The sequence below is a fragment of the Alteromonas sp. KUL49 genome, assembly GCF_006538345.1.
GTDB lineage: Bacteria > Pseudomonadota > Gammaproteobacteria > Enterobacterales > Alteromonadaceae > Alteromonas.
Genome location: NZ_BJKL01000004.1, coordinates 56,201 through 74,160, shown reverse-complemented (window position 1 = coordinate 74,160; position 17,960 = coordinate 56,201). Strand labels below are relative to the sequence as shown.

Annotated in this window: 13 protein-coding genes; 6 read left to right on the top strand and 7 right to left on the bottom strand. The window is 44.4% G+C overall.

The window, feature by feature from the left end; genetic code table 11:
- The first annotated feature begins 4 nt into the window (after positions 1 to 4).
- Both EYS00_RS08215 and EYS00_RS08210 read left to right on the top strand, forming a co-directional pair.
- The gene (locus EYS00_RS08215; protein ID WP_130636079.1) at positions 5 to 556 is read left to right on the top strand and encodes a DUF2058 domain-containing protein; all 552 of its coding nucleotides are present in this window, start codon (positions 5 to 7) and stop codon (positions 554 to 556) included.
- Positions 557 to 559: 3 nt separating this feature from the next.
- Positions 560 to 1,081 (top strand): GNAT family N-acetyltransferase, encoded by a 522-nt coding sequence (locus EYS00_RS08210; RefSeq protein WP_130636078.1) that lies wholly within the window; start codon positions 560 to 562, stop codon positions 1,079 to 1,081.
- A gap of 28 nt (positions 1,082 to 1,109) precedes the next feature.
- On the opposite strand, the gene EYS00_RS08205 is transcribed toward EYS00_RS08210, so the two are convergent.
- From EYS00_RS08205 to EYS00_RS08185, 5 genes are all read right to left on the bottom strand, one after another.
- The gene (locus tag EYS00_RS08205) at positions 1,110 to 3,092 is read right to left on the bottom strand and encodes an EAL domain-containing protein (RefSeq protein WP_165399340.1); all 1,983 of its coding nucleotides are present in this window, start codon (positions 3,090 to 3,092) and stop codon (positions 1,110 to 1,112) included.
- A 340-nt stretch (positions 3,093 to 3,432) separates the two neighbouring features.
- On the bottom strand, positions 3,433 to 4,029 hold the full coding sequence (locus EYS00_RS08200; protein ID WP_130636076.1) for a LacI family DNA-binding transcriptional regulator: 597 nt from the start codon (positions 4,027 to 4,029) through the stop codon (positions 3,433 to 3,435).
- Positions 4,030 to 4,056: 27 nt separating this feature from the next.
- The gene (locus EYS00_RS08195) at positions 4,057 to 4,770 is read right to left on the bottom strand and encodes a SapC family protein (protein ID WP_130636075.1); all 714 of its coding nucleotides are present in this window, start codon (positions 4,768 to 4,770) and stop codon (positions 4,057 to 4,059) included.
- A gap of 16 nt (positions 4,771 to 4,786) precedes the next feature.
- Complete coding sequence (locus tag EYS00_RS08190; RefSeq protein ID WP_130636074.1) at positions 4,787 to 6,316, bottom strand: tryptophan halogenase family protein; 1,530 nt, start codon at positions 6,314 to 6,316, stop codon at positions 4,787 to 4,789.
- Positions 6,317 to 6,357: 41 nt separating this feature from the next.
- Entirely contained in the window at positions 6,358 to 9,114 is a 2,757-nt protein-coding gene (locus EYS00_RS08185) for a TonB-dependent receptor (RefSeq protein ID WP_130636073.1), read from the bottom strand.
- 180 nt (positions 9,115 to 9,294) lie between these two features.
- Here EYS00_RS08185 and EYS00_RS08180 point away from each other — a divergent pair, with 180 nt between their 5' ends.
- The gene (locus tag EYS00_RS08180) at positions 9,295 to 10,311 is read left to right on the top strand and encodes a 6-bladed beta-propeller (RefSeq protein ID WP_130636072.1); all 1,017 of its coding nucleotides are present in this window, start codon (positions 9,295 to 9,297) and stop codon (positions 10,309 to 10,311) included.
- 69 nt (positions 10,312 to 10,380) lie between these two features.
- Here EYS00_RS08180 and EYS00_RS08175 read toward each other — a convergent pair whose 3' ends face one another.
- Positions 10,381 to 11,142, bottom strand: coding sequence for a phytanoyl-CoA dioxygenase family protein (locus EYS00_RS08175; RefSeq protein WP_130636071.1), 762 nt, complete (start codon positions 11,140 to 11,142; stop codon positions 10,381 to 10,383).
- Positions 11,143 to 11,340: 198 nt separating this feature from the next.
- Between EYS00_RS08175 and EYS00_RS08170 the strand changes: the two genes are divergently transcribed.
- Together EYS00_RS08170 and EYS00_RS08165 are read left to right on the top strand one after the other, a co-directional pair.
- Positions 11,341 to 12,123, top strand: coding sequence for an IclR family transcriptional regulator (locus tag EYS00_RS08170; protein WP_242618708.1), 783 nt, complete (start codon positions 11,341 to 11,343; stop codon positions 12,121 to 12,123).
- A 129-nt stretch (positions 12,124 to 12,252) separates the two neighbouring features.
- Positions 12,253 to 14,649, top strand: a complete 2,397-nt coding sequence (locus EYS00_RS08165) for an agarase (RefSeq protein WP_242618707.1) — start codon at positions 12,253 to 12,255, stop codon at positions 14,647 to 14,649.
- Between the two features lie 44 nt (positions 14,650 to 14,693).
- Here the strand turns inward: EYS00_RS08165 and EYS00_RS08160 are convergent, their stop codons facing one another.
- On the bottom strand, positions 14,694 to 15,296 hold the full coding sequence (locus EYS00_RS08160) for a GntR family transcriptional regulator (protein ID WP_130636069.1): 603 nt from the start codon (positions 15,294 to 15,296) through the stop codon (positions 14,694 to 14,696).
- A 231-nt stretch (positions 15,297 to 15,527) separates the two neighbouring features.
- Here EYS00_RS08160 and EYS00_RS08155 point away from each other — a divergent pair, with 231 nt between their 5' ends.
- A complete protein-coding gene (locus tag EYS00_RS08155) occupies positions 15,528 to 17,873 on the top strand; it encodes a lipoprotein (RefSeq protein ID WP_130636068.1) in 2,346 nt (781 codons plus the stop codon).
- Positions 17,874 to 17,960: the final 87 nt, after the last annotated feature.

Genomic DNA, 17,960 nt, shown 5'->3' with positions numbered 1-17,960 from the left:
AAGTATGGCGTCGTTACAGGACCAACTACTTAAAGCGGGTTTGGCGGACAAAGCGTCTGCCAAACAAGCTCGTGCAGACAAGCGCAAAAAGCAAAAGCTTAAAAATAAACAAAAACAGCCTGTTGTGGATGAAGCAACACTCGCCGCACAAAAAGCAGCGGAAGATAAAAAGGCGCGAGACAGAGCACTCAATGAGCAGCAACAACAAGCGCGAGAACAGCGTTCAATTGCGGCTCAAGTTCGCCAACTCATTAATGTAAACAAGCAAAAACGAGATGGCGATGTGTTGCTTAATTTTACTCACGACAATGTGGTGAAACGCATGTACGTGAGTGATGAAATACACAAGCAAGTGACTAAAGGCCGTTTGGTTGTGGTGATACAAGATGAAGCCTATGAGCTTGTACCCACGCCAGTCGCCGACAAGATTGCTCAGCGTGACGAATCTTCAATTGTTTACCGTGCTGACCTTGATACTAAGGATGCTAGCGGTGCTGAAGAAGATGAGAATGACTGGTACGCGGATTATGAAATTCCTGACGACCTCACGTGGTAATTTTTGACCGAGCGTAATCTTGACTGGGAATTGGTAGTTCCGGCCCTGCGCTATGAAGCCAGTTTTCGTGAATATCTTGCTGAATTGGGTAACGAAGAGCGTTACCCATTTGTTCTTGATTTAGATTCTACTGACTTCAATGCGTACCTGCAGCAACTAGATGATCTGTCTAAAGGGCATTGGGTGCCCGAAGGAGGCGTCCCAAGCTCTACTTACTGGTTAGTGAAAGGTGAAACCTTGATCGGTGTGGCTAACCTACGTCATTATCTCAACGATAATATTGCTCATGTTGGAGGACATATTGGCATGGGCGTAAGACCATCGTACCGCGGCAAAGGATTAAGCAGTTTGCTATTGCACAAAACCGTCGAGATCGCACGGTCTAGGTCAATAAATCCTGTTCATATTCACTGTTACACCAATAACTTACCGTCAAACGGCATGGTATTGTCGGTAGGTGGTGTATTGGATTCTAAAGTTACTGAAGGTAATGTTCAGGTGTCTCGCTATTTGGTTGAAAACTAGCAAGCCTCGCAATTCTCATTGCTCAAGCTCACCACCGCTCAGGTTTGTGAATGCCGTACCCTTGCGCATAATCAACACCAATATCACGTAATACTGTAAGTATCTCCTCATCCTCGACAAATTCAGCGACTGAGGCTAATTTAAATTGGTGACACAAATTGACCATGGTGGACACGATCATTCGGTTTTTGGTGTTTTTATGAATGTCCTTGATAAAGCAGCCATCAATTTTCAGCTTACTGATAGGAAGCGATTGGAGGTAGCTAAATGATGAAACACCTTGACCAAAATCGTCCAAAGCAAACTGGCAACCAAGAGCACGTGCCCAAGAAATAAAAGCTTTCGCCTCGTCAATATGGGTTACTGCGTATGTTTCGGTAACTTCGAAGGTGATACGAGCCGGTGCAATGTCATATTGTTTAAAACCGTCTTCAATAAAGGTTTTAAGATTAGGGTGTGTCAGGGTTTTTCCTGAGAGGTTTATAGATAAGGTCGTCTGTAACGACGATTCGGTAAGTTTTTCTAGCGACTTTCTAAACATGTATTTATCTAGCGAAACAATTAAGTCAGACTGTTCTGCCAGTGGGATAAATTTCATTGGAGAAACTATTTCTCCATCTAACTCTAGCCGGCACAACACCTCATATTGTTCAACACTGTTACCTTCATGCCCGACCTCTGAAATCGCCTGACGATAGAGAAGTAGGGTCTCATTGGCAATGGCCTCTGATAAACTCTGTACTAGATACTGATCCTCAAAAACTTGTTTCACTTCTTCACTATCGGCATCTACCACGGTTAATGGTGTAGGTTGCCGATTGGCTTGAATACCACATACTGCTCGAACGAGTTCTAATCCCGCACTAAATTTTTCGTTGAGTGGGATAGCAACCATCTGAATGTTCAAATTATCATTGTATCGCATGTTGAAGTCTTCTACGTATTTCAACGAGGCTTCTGCGAGGTGGTTGAGTCGTTTAGTGCCGAGTTTTGATGATATGACAAGTATGATGTCGTTTACCCGACCATAAGTATATTCATCACCAAGGAAAGTCATGAGCGCAGAGGAGAAGTGCTTTACGTAATACTCTTCATGCAAGTCTTTGTCGGAGGTATTTACGTCTTTCGCAAATTTAAATGACACTAAAAACTTATCTGTTCTGTTACTGGTTGAAAGAAAACGAGTGACCTGATTTACAAACGCATTTTGTGTGAAAGCGCCTGTTAAAGGATCGTATTTTTGCTGTTGGTACAGGTAATCCCGTACTTGTATTAACTGCGAGGTAGATCGGCGAATGAGGCGATACACAAACAGCAAAATTAGACAGAAAAACACTGTCATTAAAACAGCACGGGTAACGGAAGCTTTAATGATTTGAGTACGATAGCTTTCGGACAGTCTGATTGCCAGATTCCAACGGGTATTTTCAATAGGTTCAATAAAACTAAATTGCTCGATTTCGTCCGTGGTCATGACTAGACCAGCAATATTATCAGAAATCTCATTGGTTGAGCTGAGCTCAATCTTCCCAATATTGTCATTTCTCAACAGAAATAACTCTTGATGAGGCAAGCTAAACTTAGTCAGCATTTCTTGAATGGGGTCCACATTAAATGCCACGAAGAAGTAGGCGCCGGGGTGGTCAAATAGAGGAAGTAACAGGTCGTAATGTATGCTCTTACTGCTACGGTGCAAGAACAACTCTTCTTGTTCTGTGTTGTCGAAGGTAGAACGAATTTCTTCTTTGCAGTCGGGTAAAAAATCTCCAGTGATATGTTGAAATACACCTGAGCGCGCTGGAGAGATAATGGAAAACAAACGAATGTTTTCATTTTTCTCCTTTAACGCTCTGAGGACTTCCATGTATTCTGCCTGACGGGCTAGTGGACCCTCTTCATATAATTTGGATAGCGTTTCTCGATGGGTTTGTTGAAACTCATTGAGTACACTTTTGTTAGCAGCAACAAGTAACTGATATTCACTTGAAATACGAGCGATAACACTTTGCATGAGACTTTGCTGATAACGCTGATGTACTTGGAGGGCCGAATAACCTTGCCAGAACGCGAAGCACATAAACACAACGACAGAGGCAAAGAGGGCGTATTTGTAGGTTTTTTGTTTTTGTTTAAGTTGAGCTTCTGTCGTAATTACCATCGGAAACTATAAAATATTAGATACGTTGAATTTTCGCGCTTTTCAAACATGCAAGTATAGAGGAATTTTACGTGTTTGCCGTTACTATTACGCTTAACTATTAGTTTAAATTCAACGTATCTAGAGCGAGTTGGGCTTTGCGTTACAAAACGGGTCGCAAAGCCCGAGCTATCCAAGGGTGCTTATCGTTTGGTTATACCGATAAACTCTGCATACCTTGTAGGTAGCAGAGCCTTGCTGACTCCAACAACGAGCTACAACTTCTTTTAAACTGTTGTGCTGTGGTGTGCTCTTCTAGTCTCGGTGTATTTTGCATTTCAACGAAAACACAGCGGTTTTGAGCTCCGTCAATATGGCGACCAATAAAGTAAAGTTGATCATAGTGCTTAGCCATTGTAGAGAGTGTATGGTCGTCACAATACACTGAGTGAACAAATACTAAACTGCACCCTTGCGCGAGTAACGAAGTGATTGCATTGAGTTCATCGTTCGCATGGGCGCCCGCACTTCTTATCTGTAAGGGGGCATTGTCTGCTTGCGCCAAGGTTTCTATCTCGTGAACAATCCCATTATCAAAGTCAGCATTACGCTGATAAGCGAGACCGACAAGTGGATTGGCACCCGTAACCAAAGCGCGGGCGTGTTGATTTGGTTTATAACGATAATGCGCAATAACAGCTTGAACTCTTTCCCGTGTCTCTTTGCAAACGGGCTTTGTTCTGTTAATTACTCTGGATACCGTGGCCGGTGATACACCAGCTTTACGAGCAATATCTTTAATCGTCACCATCTCTTATACCTCTATTATTATAATGTGTTAAGAAACCTGCTGTGCACCAGACACTGATTTGTAAATCAGCCCGTCCATGCTTCTCATGCTCGCTTCAATGAGTACCATTGAGCGATAGTGCCCTTGCTCTAGTGCTTCAATAATGATGTCTTTATCTAAACTTAGAAGCTTCGCCGTATCTGGGATAAGCATGCCCTGCCGCGACTGTGCTTCACCTTTGTGGTCGATAAAATTAACTTTTAAGTCTCTATAAAGGTCATATGTTTCAATAAATGATATTAATCTATCAGTTTCTTTCTGACTTTGGTAGGCAAGTGATAATTGTTTTTGAATTTTTTGTAAAAATTCTGATGGAAGTCCGTCTTGGGTGAATAGGGGAATACCTGCTTCATTAGCAAAGCAGGGGTGCTCTGGTGATAACGAAATACTTGCTTGATTGCCCTGAATCGTCGAGAGGTAGAAGGGATGCAGTTCAACGTATAAAGGCACAGCGTCGGCGAGCCAGACTCCGTTATTGATAAACGCGTTCTGTCCTTCATCTAAACCAGTAAGTAGGTGTAAGCTGAGTTTTCCAGACTTTGGTGATTTGAGAAATACAACCGGGTACTCACGCTGCAGTGTTTCTAGCTCGCAGGCAAGAACAGGAAACGTATTTTCCCTGAACAGAGGTAAGCTCTTGTAGTTCGGTTTTACTTTAAGGTCTTTATGCAGTGTCGCACTGAGTTGTTGATAGTCTGTCATGCCTTTTCCTTTTGTTTTAGTGAGCGTTGACTAGGTGGTGCAGTAAGGTACGTTGGTCGTACAACTGTTGTGAAAATTGAGAAATTTGTTGTTTAACATTTGCCTCTGCGCGTTTAATTTGCTCTAGCGCTCCGTGAGGTTGATTAGCACTAGGTCGCGTGTAGCGTGGCCGCATGCCGTATAGCACATATTGGTAGCTTGCTGAGGGAAACACTTCTCGAGCATGGTCAAAGTCGCCATGCCATGGGACGTTATACTTCCATAGCTCGAGTTGCTCTTTGAGGCTATCTGTCCACGTGGACTTGTCTCGATGACGTTGCCAGAACGGACTAGTTCTCTCGCTCAATACGTAGTGTAGCTTCAGAAAATCGATGATCTGAGACCAGCGATAACTAAATGTGTTATTGAAGCGGTTAGCCACAATAGGAACAATATTTTTATGATTGGGAAACTGCTCAGCGATAAAATGTGCAGACATTTCAACGAGCACCAATGATGACGCCTCTAGAGGCTCCAAAAAGCCAGCACTTAAACCGATGGCAACACAGTTTTTGTGCCAAAAGCGCTCTCTATATCCGGGCTCGATATTGAAAAGTCGAACGTCATCTGCAGAAATGGTTTGGTTTGCGTAGTGAGATAGAACGTTGACTGCTTCGTCGTCAGACATAAATTCACTGCTGTAGACGTGGCCGGTTCCTCGCCGCGATGGGAGACCGATGTCCCAAATCCAACCTGCATCTGTAGCCGTGGAAATGGTGTAGGGTGCAATGGTGTCGTTTTGAGGGTAAGGCAAATGAATAGCGGCGGCACGGTCGCTGAAAAGAATATCTTTACAAGACTTATAGGGTACGTTGAAGTGTTCGTTGATCAGTAACCCTTTGAATCCCGAGCAATCAATAAATAGATCACCACTTATCCGCTTGCCGTCGTCAATGAGAAGTGCAGCGATATCTCCATCGGGTGCAGATTCTACCAGTTGCACGTTGGCAACAACATGCTGTACACCTAGCTCTTTGGAACAATGGCTTTGAAGAAATTGAGAAAACTTGGTGGCATCGAGATGGTAGGCGTAGTTGAGATGACCTTGGTAGTCTTTGTGGCTCATGTTTTTCGGCGAAAGATTTAAATCGCAAATTGCCCCTTGCGCACAGAGTAGTGATGCAAAATCTTGCTCGGGTGCACTATTCACAAAGTGTGTCGCTAGATTTTCAAGGTCGTATCGGTGGGGAAGTACAAGGGGATGGTAGTAGCTATCTTCTGGTGAACCTGTGACCCAACCCGAAAACTTAGCACCTTGTTTGAATGTGGCATCACATTGGGTAATGAAATCGCTTTCCCGAATACCCAAATGTTTCAGGGTACGGCGCATTGATGGCCATGTTCCTTCACCAACACCTGCAATAGGAATATTAGGGGATTCAACAAGAGTGATAGTAGGGAGCTTTGTTTGGTTATTGCGTTTAAATGAGGCCGCTAATATGCCAGCAGTAAGCCATCCTGCGGTACCGCCACCAACAATAACAATATTCTCTAGCGTAGATTGCATAATGAAAATGGCCAGCAGTGTTAACTGCTGGCCCTCCAACTTTAGAACTTACCGCGAATACCCACGTTGTATCGTGGACCATAAACTTCATAGTCTCGGATTTGATTCGAGAAACGCTGGTGACGGCGGGTTGCTTCGTCAGTTACGTTTATCCCTTCAACAAATACAGACAAGCTGTCGTTAATGTCATAGCTCGCAGAGATATCTATTTGGCTGTACGCTTCGGTGAATAACGGTTCTAAACCGCCAGACAATAAGAAGGCGTCACGCCAGTTGTAGGCAACACGAACTTGATAATTGTCTTGCTCGTAAAAGGCGATAAAGTTCGCAGAGTCACTTAGGCCTGGCAGTGCGAAGTCGTTTTCAAGTGAATACACATCGTAGGTATCATTACTGTCCACCATGGTGTAGTTAACAATGGTACCGAAGCCAGTATCACTGAACATGTGTTGAACATTGAATTCCCAGCCGTACACTTGAGTCTCGTCTAAGTTAAGCGGCGTAGACACTATCCATTCAATGGCAGGATCACCGGGTTGAGAGACACAGTTTGGATCGGGGTTATCTGCTGCGCCGCCTGGGCAACCAGGACGTGGATTCGCTGCAGGGTTGGTCAATGGACCATTTGGACCCTCGATAACACGTTCTTCTTCACCAACTGCAATAAAGTTGTCTACTTGTTTTCTGAAGTGACCTACAGACACATAACTGCCTTCGTCGTAGTAGTACTCGAGTGAAATATCGATGTTGTCTGAAGAGTAAGGTAGTAAGTTCGGGTTACCTTGTGATGCTCTGAACGGACCCGTCGCCAAGTGATTATTCAGACTTGTTGCAGGGAACATTGCGGTGATATCACTTCGCGCAACAGTTCTGCTGTAGGCAAAACGACCAACAAGTTCGTCGGTAAAGCTAATGCTGAAATCTATGTTTGGCAGGAAGTGCTCATAAGCGCCGTCTAGCGTTTCAGACACTTCGGTGTCGGCAAATACTTTTGACATTTCAAGTGGCGTTAACCAGTTGAAACCAACAACAGGGCGGTTGATTGAGTATGATTCAACATCGGTTTCTTCGTAGCGAAGACCCACATTAGCGCGAACTTCCATATCATTAAAGTCGGTAACAAAATCAAAGCTAACAAATGCCGCAGTAGTGGTTTCTTCAATACCATTTAGGCTTTTGTTAGGCTCAATGAATAGGCCTTGCTCTTTAACCAAATCGATGAACTGAGCGGCGCTGTATACCGGTACAAATTCAAAACCAATGTCGCCAGGGTTAAAGGTCAAATCGAGGTTACTGATATCAAGGGCACCGTTACCTAAACCAAAGTTTGCACCATTAATTTTTACTGAGTCTATGGTGTAAATGGTATGGGCTAAGCCAAAGTTAATGGCGTCTAATGCACCATCTTCTTGGTTCATCCATTTACCCGCAAACTGGATTTGCTCGATGTTGTTCTCTACCTCAAAACCACGCTCTTGGTACAAGTCACCCTCAATGTTTGCAAGAGCGTATGCGCCACCATCTAACGCAGAATCGTCGTAACTCACTCGCGGAATGTCGCCGCTAAAGTCTGCACCAATGGTGACAGGAGCTAGAGCACCAAACGGATTCTTCAAGTTAGCTAAGCGCTCCGCAGGCAAGGCGCCAGGGTTCGAGTGAGAGGTTGAGTCATGATAATCGAGGGTAAAGCGAAGAGCATCAGTGGCTCGCCAGTCCACATTCAAGCCGTATGAATCGTTCTCTGTCTCGAAGTTGTACTCCCACGACCAGAAGTTAAGTTCATCATTCATGCGACCAGGATTGATAATGGTACCGTTAACGTCCGCAGCACCAGTTTCCACGTTGTCGAACCAGAAGCTCATACGGTTCATGTTGCCTTTGTCATCAAGGCGAGACATCACGTAATCTGCGGTAATGGTTACTGTGTCAGTGGGTGCATATTGAAGTACTAATGCGCCGTTCTGACGCTCACGCTCATAGTTAGCATCGTCCAAATCAACGGTAGGTGTGCGCCATGTGGTTAGCGTTGGGTTACGTGAGGTATCAATGGCACTGGTATCAGGATCTGCTTGACCTGGGTAGCCTTGTGCCCAGTTAAATGCACCGATACGGTCCACATGGCTGTGACGCTCTGCATGTGAGAAAGACGCTAGAATACCAAACTTCCTGTCGCCGAACGTCCTGCTTATCATGCCAGAGACTTCAGGAGTGACGTCGTCGCCTACCGTCACACTTGTGTCCATAACTGCTTTAGCACTCCAAACAGCAACAAAAGGATCTAAAGAGAATGGGCGAGCGGTATTGATGTTTATCGTTGCGCCAATACCACCTGACGATACATGAGCTTTACCTGTTTTATAGACTTCAACGCCTGAAACACTCTCTGCAGCAATTTCTCTAAAATTGAAGCTACGTGAAATGCCTGCGGTTTCCAACGCTGATGAGTTTGGCATTTGGCGATTGTTTAACGTAACCAAGTTGAAGCTTGGTCCAAAACCACGCACGGTAACTTGGTTACCCTCGTTGTTCGTTCTGTCAATGGATACACCAGTAATACGCTGTAATGATTCTGCGAGGTTGGTGTCTGGGAATTTACCGATATCTTCTGCTGAAATAGCATCAACAATACCTGATGAGTCACGTTTAACATCCATGGCGGATGAAAGTGAGCCGCGAATACCTTTTACTTGAATAACTTCAACGTTGGCATCTGCCTCTGTGTCCTGCGCAAATACTGGGGAGCTGCCCAATGCACTGGCTATGGCTACCGACAACGCCGTCAATCCTACTTTCTTCATAGTGTGTGTCCTGCTGCTGTTTGTTAATTGTAAACAAAATGTCGACGGGATGTAGTATTTGATCGATAGTGTTAATTGTCAACAATAAAATGTATTATTTGGATTGGGTGCAAGTTATAGAGACCAAGGTGTTTACTCGCGCTTAAATCAGTTTATTTATCGAGTTAAAGGAGCACATAAATGATTCTAGGGCAGGGCGATTGGCAGTTTGAAGTAGATGAAAACTGGGGACAACAACAAATAAGTGACGTGAAATTAGAGAACGCACACGCGCTGGTGCAAGACAAAGATAAAATATTGCTCGTTACCGACAATCCCGCAAATAACATTGTGGAGTATGATTTTTCTGGTCAAATCACCGATGGGTGGGGTACCCAGTGGCCCGGTGCGCACGGTTTAGAGATAGTCGAGGAGGAAGGCGAAACTTTTTTGTTCATTGTGGATAGCGGATGGATTGTTAATCCTCAGTGGGACGGAGTGTCTACGGAAGCGTGGGATTCGCCTTACAACAAAATGATTCCTCAAGCGGGGAGTGTTGCGAAAACTACAAGAAACGGCCGAGTTTTATTCTCTCTCGGGCATCCGCAAACACTGGGTGTCTATACTCCAGACATGCCTTTTAATCCTACCGATGTCACAGTTGCCAGCAATGGTGATATTTACGTGATAGACGGCTACGGAAGCGATTTCATTCTTCAATATAACGCTCAGGGGCAGTTTATCCGCGCATTCGGCAAAGACAGCGATAACCCAGAGCAATCTATCAAGAATGGTCATGGCATTACCATAGACAGAAGAGGTGAAGAACCACTACTTTTGGCAAGTTCCAGAGCCGATCATGCGTTGATCTGGTTTACCCTCTCCGGTGAGTTTGTCCGCAAGCTGACAGTGCCGGGAGCATACATTCACGCGCCTATTTTTTATAAGAACCATATGCTAGCAGCCGTGTGCTGGACGGGTGATAAAGGTAAGCCCGAAGACAACTCTGGTGTAGTTTGTATATTCGATGAATCAGATACTCTGGTGTCGGTATTGGGAGGAGACTTGCCTGAAAGTGGCACGGCAGTAACCAATAACAAAGGTAGTTTCTACCATTGCCACGGACTGTTGATGGCCGACGACGGCAATCTATATTTGGCGCAGTGGAAAGCGGGACACTTGCACCCGATGAAACTTACCCCTTGCGTGGGGAGTTAGCTGGTAAAAGCAGAGAATGTGGCCCTTGGTGAAAGTTCCTTCTAACCAAAGGCCACATCGCCACTGGGCTTACGCCGTCCAGTTAAGGATGGCATCGTCTTCAACTTTCTCAAGTGGACGATATACGAGGGAATTCTCTTTAAAGGGTTTGGCAGACTCGCCACAATATGCTGCGATAAACGCCCAGCGCGGATGTTCAGAGCGGTTTTGATTAGACTTATGCAACAAATTACAGTGGAAGAACAAGGTATCGCCCGGTTCGAGTTCCACATTAATCAATTCGTGATGCTTCATTGCCTCTTCTACAAACGTCATGTCAGCGCCTTTCTGATCGCCGGTTCTACCATGGTCTATCCGCCCGATATGATGTGAGCCTTTCAACACTTGTAAACAACCGTTTTCAATGGTCGCTTTATTGATAGCTATCATGCAGCTGACGAGTTGCGGATAGAGGTGGAAGTTGTCGGTGGCCCAATAGCCGTAATCCTGATGCCATTCCCACGCTCCACCAACGAACGGCTCTTTCATCATTATCTTAGTAGTTGTGTGAAACACAGGTTCCTCAAGTAACTGTTCAACGGCGTTAGATAGGCGCTTGCCTCTTGAGAACATGGCGTAAAAGTCATCGCCCAAATCTTGCCACAGGCTCACTTTACTCACTGTTCCTGAGGCGTCCTTTTTATCCCAAGCATTACTATAAAGGTTGTCATCACTAAACACCGCGCTTTGCAATTTTCCAATTTCGTCTTCGTTGTAGTAGTTGCGAATAATGATGTAGCCGTCTTTATTAAACTGCTCGATTTGCTCTTGAGAAAGATAAGGGTGTGCCACGTTGGCCTCCGTAATAGTTACTTTTGTTATTTAAGTTTTATGTTGAATGTAAACAATCTTATGTGTATTTCGGGTTAATTCAATGTTATTTTTGCTGAAAAAAGTGAGTTTTATATATGAAATATGTTCAGCACTCATGCTGCATGGCATGTCCAAGCACAAATTTTTTTCGCTTTTACAGATGAAATTGGAGGAATTGTGGATATTGCAAAAGCACAGCAAGAAATCAGTAAAAAGTACGCCGTTCCGGCGCTCGACAAGTGTTTTGAAATTTTTCAATTTCTAGCGTCTTCCTCACACGCCTATACTCAATCTGAAATTGCTAAAGGCGTGGGTAGAAGTACTAACGAAATTTTTAGAATCCTCGTCAACCTAGAGATGAACGGTTATCTGAGACGAGACGCTACCAGTGGGAAATATCGGTTATCATTTAAGCTGTATAATTTATCTCGTTCAATATCTCCGTTAGATGAACTTCGTCAACAATCCATCCCATTAATGGACGACCTAGCCCATCAAACAGGCTTATCTTGTCAACTGAGTATCCTACATCAAAGTCAAACTATGGTGCTTGTTCATGCCCGGAGCCCAGGACCAGTCTCTCTTTCTGTTGCCGAAGGCGCTGTATTTTCTACCCTTGAATCTAACGCGGGTAAAGTGCTACTTGCGCACAGTAATGACGAAGTAAGACGATTGATATTCGAGCGCGATTTAACATGGCACTCGATGAGCGACATGGAACGGCAAACCTTTATTAATACCTTGAACGACATACAAATGTCCTCCAGTTATAGCGGATCCACGTCTTACATACCTGGTGTAATTGAGCATGTTGCCTTGGTAGGAAAAAACAAAGGGAAACAGATTGGAGCACTCAGCTTGTCAAAGGTGGAAAGCGTTGACGCTAAAGGCTTTAGTGAGATGGATATTGACGCTTTAGAGACCACTGCGTTAAATATTTCAACTATTCTTGGACTGTAAAATTCAGTAATACGAGTTCAACACGATTGACTCTTCTCCAAATAAACTTTGAATTTTGTAAGTTATGATTGTAGATTGTTAACAGTATGCAAAGTGGTTTTGAAAGTTTGTACTTATAGGAGGAGTAAAGTGAAGAATACACGGCATTGTGAGTTACCAGTGGTGCGCTGCGAAGACCAAACTTTAGGTTTTACAAGTCGACGATCGAGAGTAAGCCGCGTTGTTACCGGCGCACTCGCTAGCATTTCCACCTGTCTATTGTTGGGGTGTAGCCCAGCCTCACAAGAGACTATAAGCGAACCAATGACGTCGGCGGCCGCTAAAGAAAGCCAACCTTATTTGTCTTTCCATGTCTCTGGTGACGACGCATTAACGTTAAATAGTGACGGGGCTGTTTATAGCCTCGAAGAGATAGACAATGAGTCAGTGTTGGCACTGACCTTCCCATCAAACGAACATATGCCTTCACTGGTGTTAAGTAACTCATCTAGCTGGGATTTTACTAGTTACCCAGAGAGTAATCTTGCGTTCAATGTTCAAAATACCAGTGATGCTTCAGTACATTTGTACGTGGATTTGCTCGATGAAAAACATGTGCTTCAACGCCATGCTGTGGCTATCCCGCAAGGGTTTGACGGCGTATTGTATTTTCCTGTAAGTGGTGTAGAAGCTGAATCTCAAATTGGTTTTTGGGGTGATCCGCCATCGTGGGACAGCAATGAACTTCGAATGATATGGCGTTCATGGAAACCACTTGAGTCAAATTTACAGCGTGTTACTGGTCTACGACTTCTCACTATTGGCAATGTAACCTCTAAATCATTGACCGTAAGTAACTTCCGTTTGAGGAAGAACCCAGACATCAATCCAAACTGGCTAACCAACTTAGTGGATGAATTTGGCCAGAGTACTCGAGTTGATTCGTCGGTAGTTGTTAACAGTGAGGCACAGTTGAAGCAGTGGGCTGAGGAAGAGCTCGCTTCATTAAGTGGTGAGCAATGGCAAGAGCGCTCCCAATACGGTGGTTGGAAAGATGGTCCTAAGTTAGAAGCAACCGGTTACTTTCGTACCACTAAACTGAACGGTCAATGGTGGATGGTAGACCCTGAAGGGTATTTGTTTTTCTCTCATGGGCCAGCCAATGTACGTATGGCTAACACAACGACTTACACCGGCATCGATTACAACAACGATGACATCAGGCGTGTGGATAGTGGTGAGTTAACCCCAGAAGATTCACTGGGTATCGTGCAGATCTCTGATGAGATAAAGCAAGGAGCTCAAGTCGCCTATCCTCAACGTCACGGCATGTTTTCTTGGTTGCCAGACTACGATTCACCCTTGGCGAAACACTATAGTTACCGAAGAACGTCTCACAAAGGGCCTATTGAAAGTGGAGAAACCTATAGCTTTTATCGAGCTAATCTCGAGCGCCGATATGGTGCAGATTACTTAGATGTTTGGCGTGATACTACCTTGAATCGCATGCATGACTGGGGATTTACCTCGTTCGGAAACTGGGTAGATCCTGCCTTCTATCAAGCCGACCAAGTGCCTTATTTTGCCAATGGCTGGATTATCGGTGATTTTAAAACCCTATCTGGCGAAGTTAATCACTGGGGAGAAATGCCAGATCCTTTCGACCCTGCTTTTGCCGCTCGTGCGAAACTCACCATTGATAAAATAGCCGAAGAAGTTCGTTATTCACCTTGGTGCGCTGGCATTTTTGTTGATAACGAAAAGAGTTGGGGAGAACGAGAGGGCAGTGTAGCGGCGCGCTATGGTGTCATTTTAGATGCCCTGTCTAAGTCTTCAGAAGAAAGCCCAGCAAAAGCGGCCTTTACCACCTTGTTAGAAGCCAAATACTCGAGTATTTCCGCGTTGAATAGTGCGTGGAATACTTCGTTTGCTGATTGGAGAAGTCTATCTCTTGGCGCAACGTTTTCGAGTCATACAGATGCTCAAGTAAAGGACTATTCTTATCTTTTAGAGCAATTGGGTGAGCAGTATTTTAAGGTTGTTCACAACACCCTTGAAGCCGTATTACCAAACCATTTGTACATGGGGGCACGCATGGCAAATTGGGGGATGCCTGATGAAATTATCAAAGCATCGTTAAAATACTCCGATGTATTGAGCTTTAATATTTACGAGGAAGGTATGCAACCCCATTTCTGGTCTTTCTTGGAAGACGTCGACCTACCTGTCGTTGTGGGCGAGTTTCATATAGGAACCGCGACAGATTCGGGAATGTATAACCCCGGTATTGTTCATGCTAGTGACCAAGCAGACAGAGCTCGGATGTACACGCAATATATGGAAACGGTGTTGAGTAAACCCTACATGGTTGGTGCACATTGGTTTCAATACATTGATGAGCCTATTACCGGGCGGGCCCATGATGGTGAAAATGCGAATATCGGCATGGTTACCGTTGCGGATGTTCCCTATCCAGAGCTAGTGGGTGCCATGAAGGCATTTAATAAAAAGCTCTACCAGAGCAGGTTTGATCAAACCGAGGACTAAGAGGATGTGCGCATAACCCCGAGTGGGGTTATGCGTAAAGTGAATTATTTGATGTTCTTACGGATAGCGTTTATCGCATCTTTTACATTGCGTTCGCGCATAGCGTTAACAATGTCACGGTGCTCATCAACTAAGGTGCTCGACGTTTTAATACGCTGATAATTCATTCGCATTCTGATCACGATGGGATACCACAAGTTAATGAGGTTTTCGCCGCCTGCCAGCTCGATGAAGTATTGGTGAAAAGTAATATCTGCTTTGGTCAGTTCAGTGTATTCCTGCTTTTCAAAGTGCTCATGCATTACGTCAATAATGCCATCCATTTCATTGAGTTGGTCAGATGAAATGCTTTCAATCACGGCCTTCACAGCGAATTCTTCTATCTTTTTACGCAAATCGATACTGAGTTTTTGCAGCTCAGGAGAGAGCGGGCTATTTACCGACGCACCCACATTATTCTTGCTGACTAACAAGCCCTCTTTGGTGAGCTTTAATATAACGTCTCGGATTGGGCCGCGTGAAACACCGAAGCGTTCAGCCAATTGAATCTCGTTCAGTTTAGTATTTGGCGCAAGTTCGCCTGAAATAATATCTGAACGAAGCACATCGGCAATTTGGTCTCTCACTGATAGAATCTTGGGTTTCATAGGCGGCTTCACAGTTAGTATTAAAATTATCCGCTAAATTGTTAACGTTTTTTTGTGTAATGTCCAGATTTTTCCCAGACTTAAGTTGCTGAATCATGCCAATATTAGACAAGGTGAAGGGTAAATTTAGAACTAATTCATGTTGTTATAAATAAATATTGTTAACAGTTTTATGTTGTCAAAAAGTTATGTATACTCGATTTTCAATGTAAATAGTTTGTGAGTTAGGACATGAAAAGGACCATATTAGCGCTTTCTCTGATGACTGCATTAGCAGGTTGTCAGACCCAAGTTTCAACAAATGATACGGACCAAACCTCCAGTGCATTGGACGTAGCCAATACATTTCAAGGTAAGTTGATGGAGGCAGAGTTACCCCTGCTTATCTTAGATTCAGAGACTGTTTCTTCCTCTGTCGCCCTGATAAACGCCGAAGCAAAAATACAACAAAATGGTCTGGCGGTAACTTTTCTTTCGAAAGCCAACTCATATAGCGGTATCAACTTGAGCCCCGCAGAGCCTTGGGATATGAGCGAGTGGAATGACTTCAACCTTGCTTTTGATATTGAAAATCCCGGTCCTCATTCAGTGCAGCTTTATTTAAACGTCACCGACATCGATGGTCATACCTATACCCGAAGTGTTGCCGTTCCCGTGGGAGCTTCAAACACCTACTATGCGAAAATGCGCGGTCATGACTTAGGCACACCTGATGGCAACATCAATCAAGAGCTCAATTTCCTCTCAGGCCTTCGCAGCAACCCTGAAACCTGGGACTCTGAGCATGTGCAGTTTATTTCTATGTGGGGTAAGAAAAACCTCAACCTGAAGGGCATAACCAATATTAGTTTATCGGTACAAAGCGCACTGTTCGATAAGCACATTGTATTAAGTAACGTAAGACTGCGTCCTAACCCAGAAATGAATGAGGCGTTTCTTACGCATATCGTTGACGAATTTGGTCAAAACGCCAATGTGGAGTTCGACAGCAAAGTACATTCTCTTGAAGAACTCGAAGCGACTCGAGACGCAGAACTCGCTAAATTAGACGGCAAATTAATGCCAGACCGCTCACGTTTTGGAGGATGGGCTAATGGTCCGAAATTAGAGGCAACGGGTTACTTCAGGACCGAAAAGGTTGATGGTAAATGGGCCATGGTAGACCCAGAGGGCTATTTATACTTTGCGACAGGGTTAGACATCATTCGTTTGTCCAACTCATCAACAATGACCGGCTACAGTTTTGACACCGCAAAAATCAATATTCAAGGTGACGGGGTTACGCCAGAAGACTCCAAAGGGCTGAATAGAATTAACCAGGATGCATTGAATTCTCGTTATGTGGCATCTGACGTTCGGGCAAATTTGTTTTCTTGGCTACCCGAGTATGATTCACCATTAGGACAATGGTATGGCTACCGAGCTTCAGCTCATTCAGGGCCTGTGAAAGAAGGTGAAACTTTTAGCTTTTACGCCGCAAACCTGGCAAGAAAATACGGCCATGATGATCCATTGCAAAAGTGGGAAGAAGTGACGTTAGATCGTATGAAGTACTGGGGTTTTAGTTCATTGGGCAATTGGACCGACCCACGCTTTTACGACAACGAAGAAGTGCCTTATTTTGCTAATGGCTGGATTATCGGTAACTTTAAAACCGTATCGAGCGGTAATGATTTCTGGGCTCCACTTCCTGATGTTTTCGACCCTGAATTCGCTAAGCGGGCGGACGTCACGGCAGCTACCATTGCTCAGCAAGTTAAAGGCAGCCCGTGGTGTGTGGGTGTATTTATCGATAACGAAAAAAGCTTCGGGCGCAGTGAATCGCCTCAAGCCCACTACGGAATCGTACTTCACACTTTAAAGCGTGATGGTGCCGATGTTCCTACAAAGGCAGCGTTCACCGCCCATATGCGCGACAAGTACAAGGATATTGCTAAGTTGAATGCAGTGTGGGGGACTTCAGTTGCCTCATGGGCTGAGTTTGATGCGGGTGTAGACTCGACGATAAACAATGACGAGCAACTCAAAGACTATGCAGAGCTTTTGTATTTGTACGGTGAAAAGTACTTTGCTGTTGTTAACGGGGCAATGGATAAACATTTACCGAACCACATGTACTTAGGTGCTAGATTCCCTGACTGGGGTATGCCTATTGAAGTTGTGCAAGCGGCGACTAAACACGTTGATGTGATGTCATATAACGTCTACAAAGAGGGATTACACCCTAAATCTTGGGAGTTTTTGGCCGACATTGATATGCCAAGTATTATCGGTGAATTCCATATGGGAGCAAGAGATAATGGCTTGTTCCATCCTGGCTTGATTCAAGCGGCAACCCAAGAAGACCGTGCGCAAATGTTTATTGATTACATGCATTCGGTGGTTGATAACCCGTATTTTGTTGGCGCCCATTGGTTCCAATACATGGATTCGCCAATCACAGGTCGTGCATACGACGGCGAAAACTATAACGTAGGTTTTGTTAACGTCACCGACACGCCTTATGCACCTATGGTAGATGCCGCCAGATTTATTAACGGCAATATGTATACTCGTCGTTTTGGCGAAGATAAGTAATTGAACTATGGTGTAGCGCTGTTAGTGAGCACAACAAATCAGTTCATAGAGTGTTGGCTTAGTTGAGGGAGAGTCGTGAACGTTTTA

What these genes read in the sequence shown, in the direction of transcription:
- EYS00_RS08215 (WP_130636079.1), top strand. Translation starts at nt 5, where the DNA reads ATGGCGTCGTTACAGGACCAACTACTTAAAGCGGGTTTGGCGGACAAA.
- EYS00_RS08205 (WP_165399340.1), bottom strand. Translation starts at nt 3,092, where the DNA reads ATGCAAAGTGTTATCGCTCGTATTTCAAGTGAATATCAGTTACTTGTT.
- EYS00_RS08200 (WP_130636076.1), bottom strand. Translation starts at nt 4,029, where the DNA reads ATGGTGACGATTAAAGATATTGCTCGTAAAGCTGGTGTATCACCGGCC.
- EYS00_RS08195 (WP_130636075.1), bottom strand. Translation starts at nt 4,770, where the DNA reads ATGACAGACTATCAACAACTCAGTGCGACACTGCATAAAGACCTTAAA.
- EYS00_RS08190 (WP_130636074.1), bottom strand. Translation starts at nt 6,316, where the DNA reads ATGCAATCTACGCTAGAGAATATTGTTATTGTTGGTGGCGGTACCGCA.
- EYS00_RS08185 (WP_130636073.1), bottom strand. Translation starts at nt 9,114, where the DNA reads ATGAAGAAAGTAGGATTGACGGCGTTGTCGGTAGCCATAGCCAGTGCA.
- EYS00_RS08180 (WP_130636072.1), top strand. Translation starts at nt 9,295, where the DNA reads ATGATTCTAGGGCAGGGCGATTGGCAGTTTGAAGTAGATGAAAACTGG.
- EYS00_RS08160 (WP_130636069.1), bottom strand. Translation starts at nt 15,296, where the DNA reads ATGAAACCCAAGATTCTATCAGTGAGAGACCAAATTGCCGATGTGCTT.
- EYS00_RS08155 (WP_130636068.1), top strand. Translation starts at nt 15,528, where the DNA reads ATGAAAAGGACCATATTAGCGCTTTCTCTGATGACTGCATTAGCAGGT.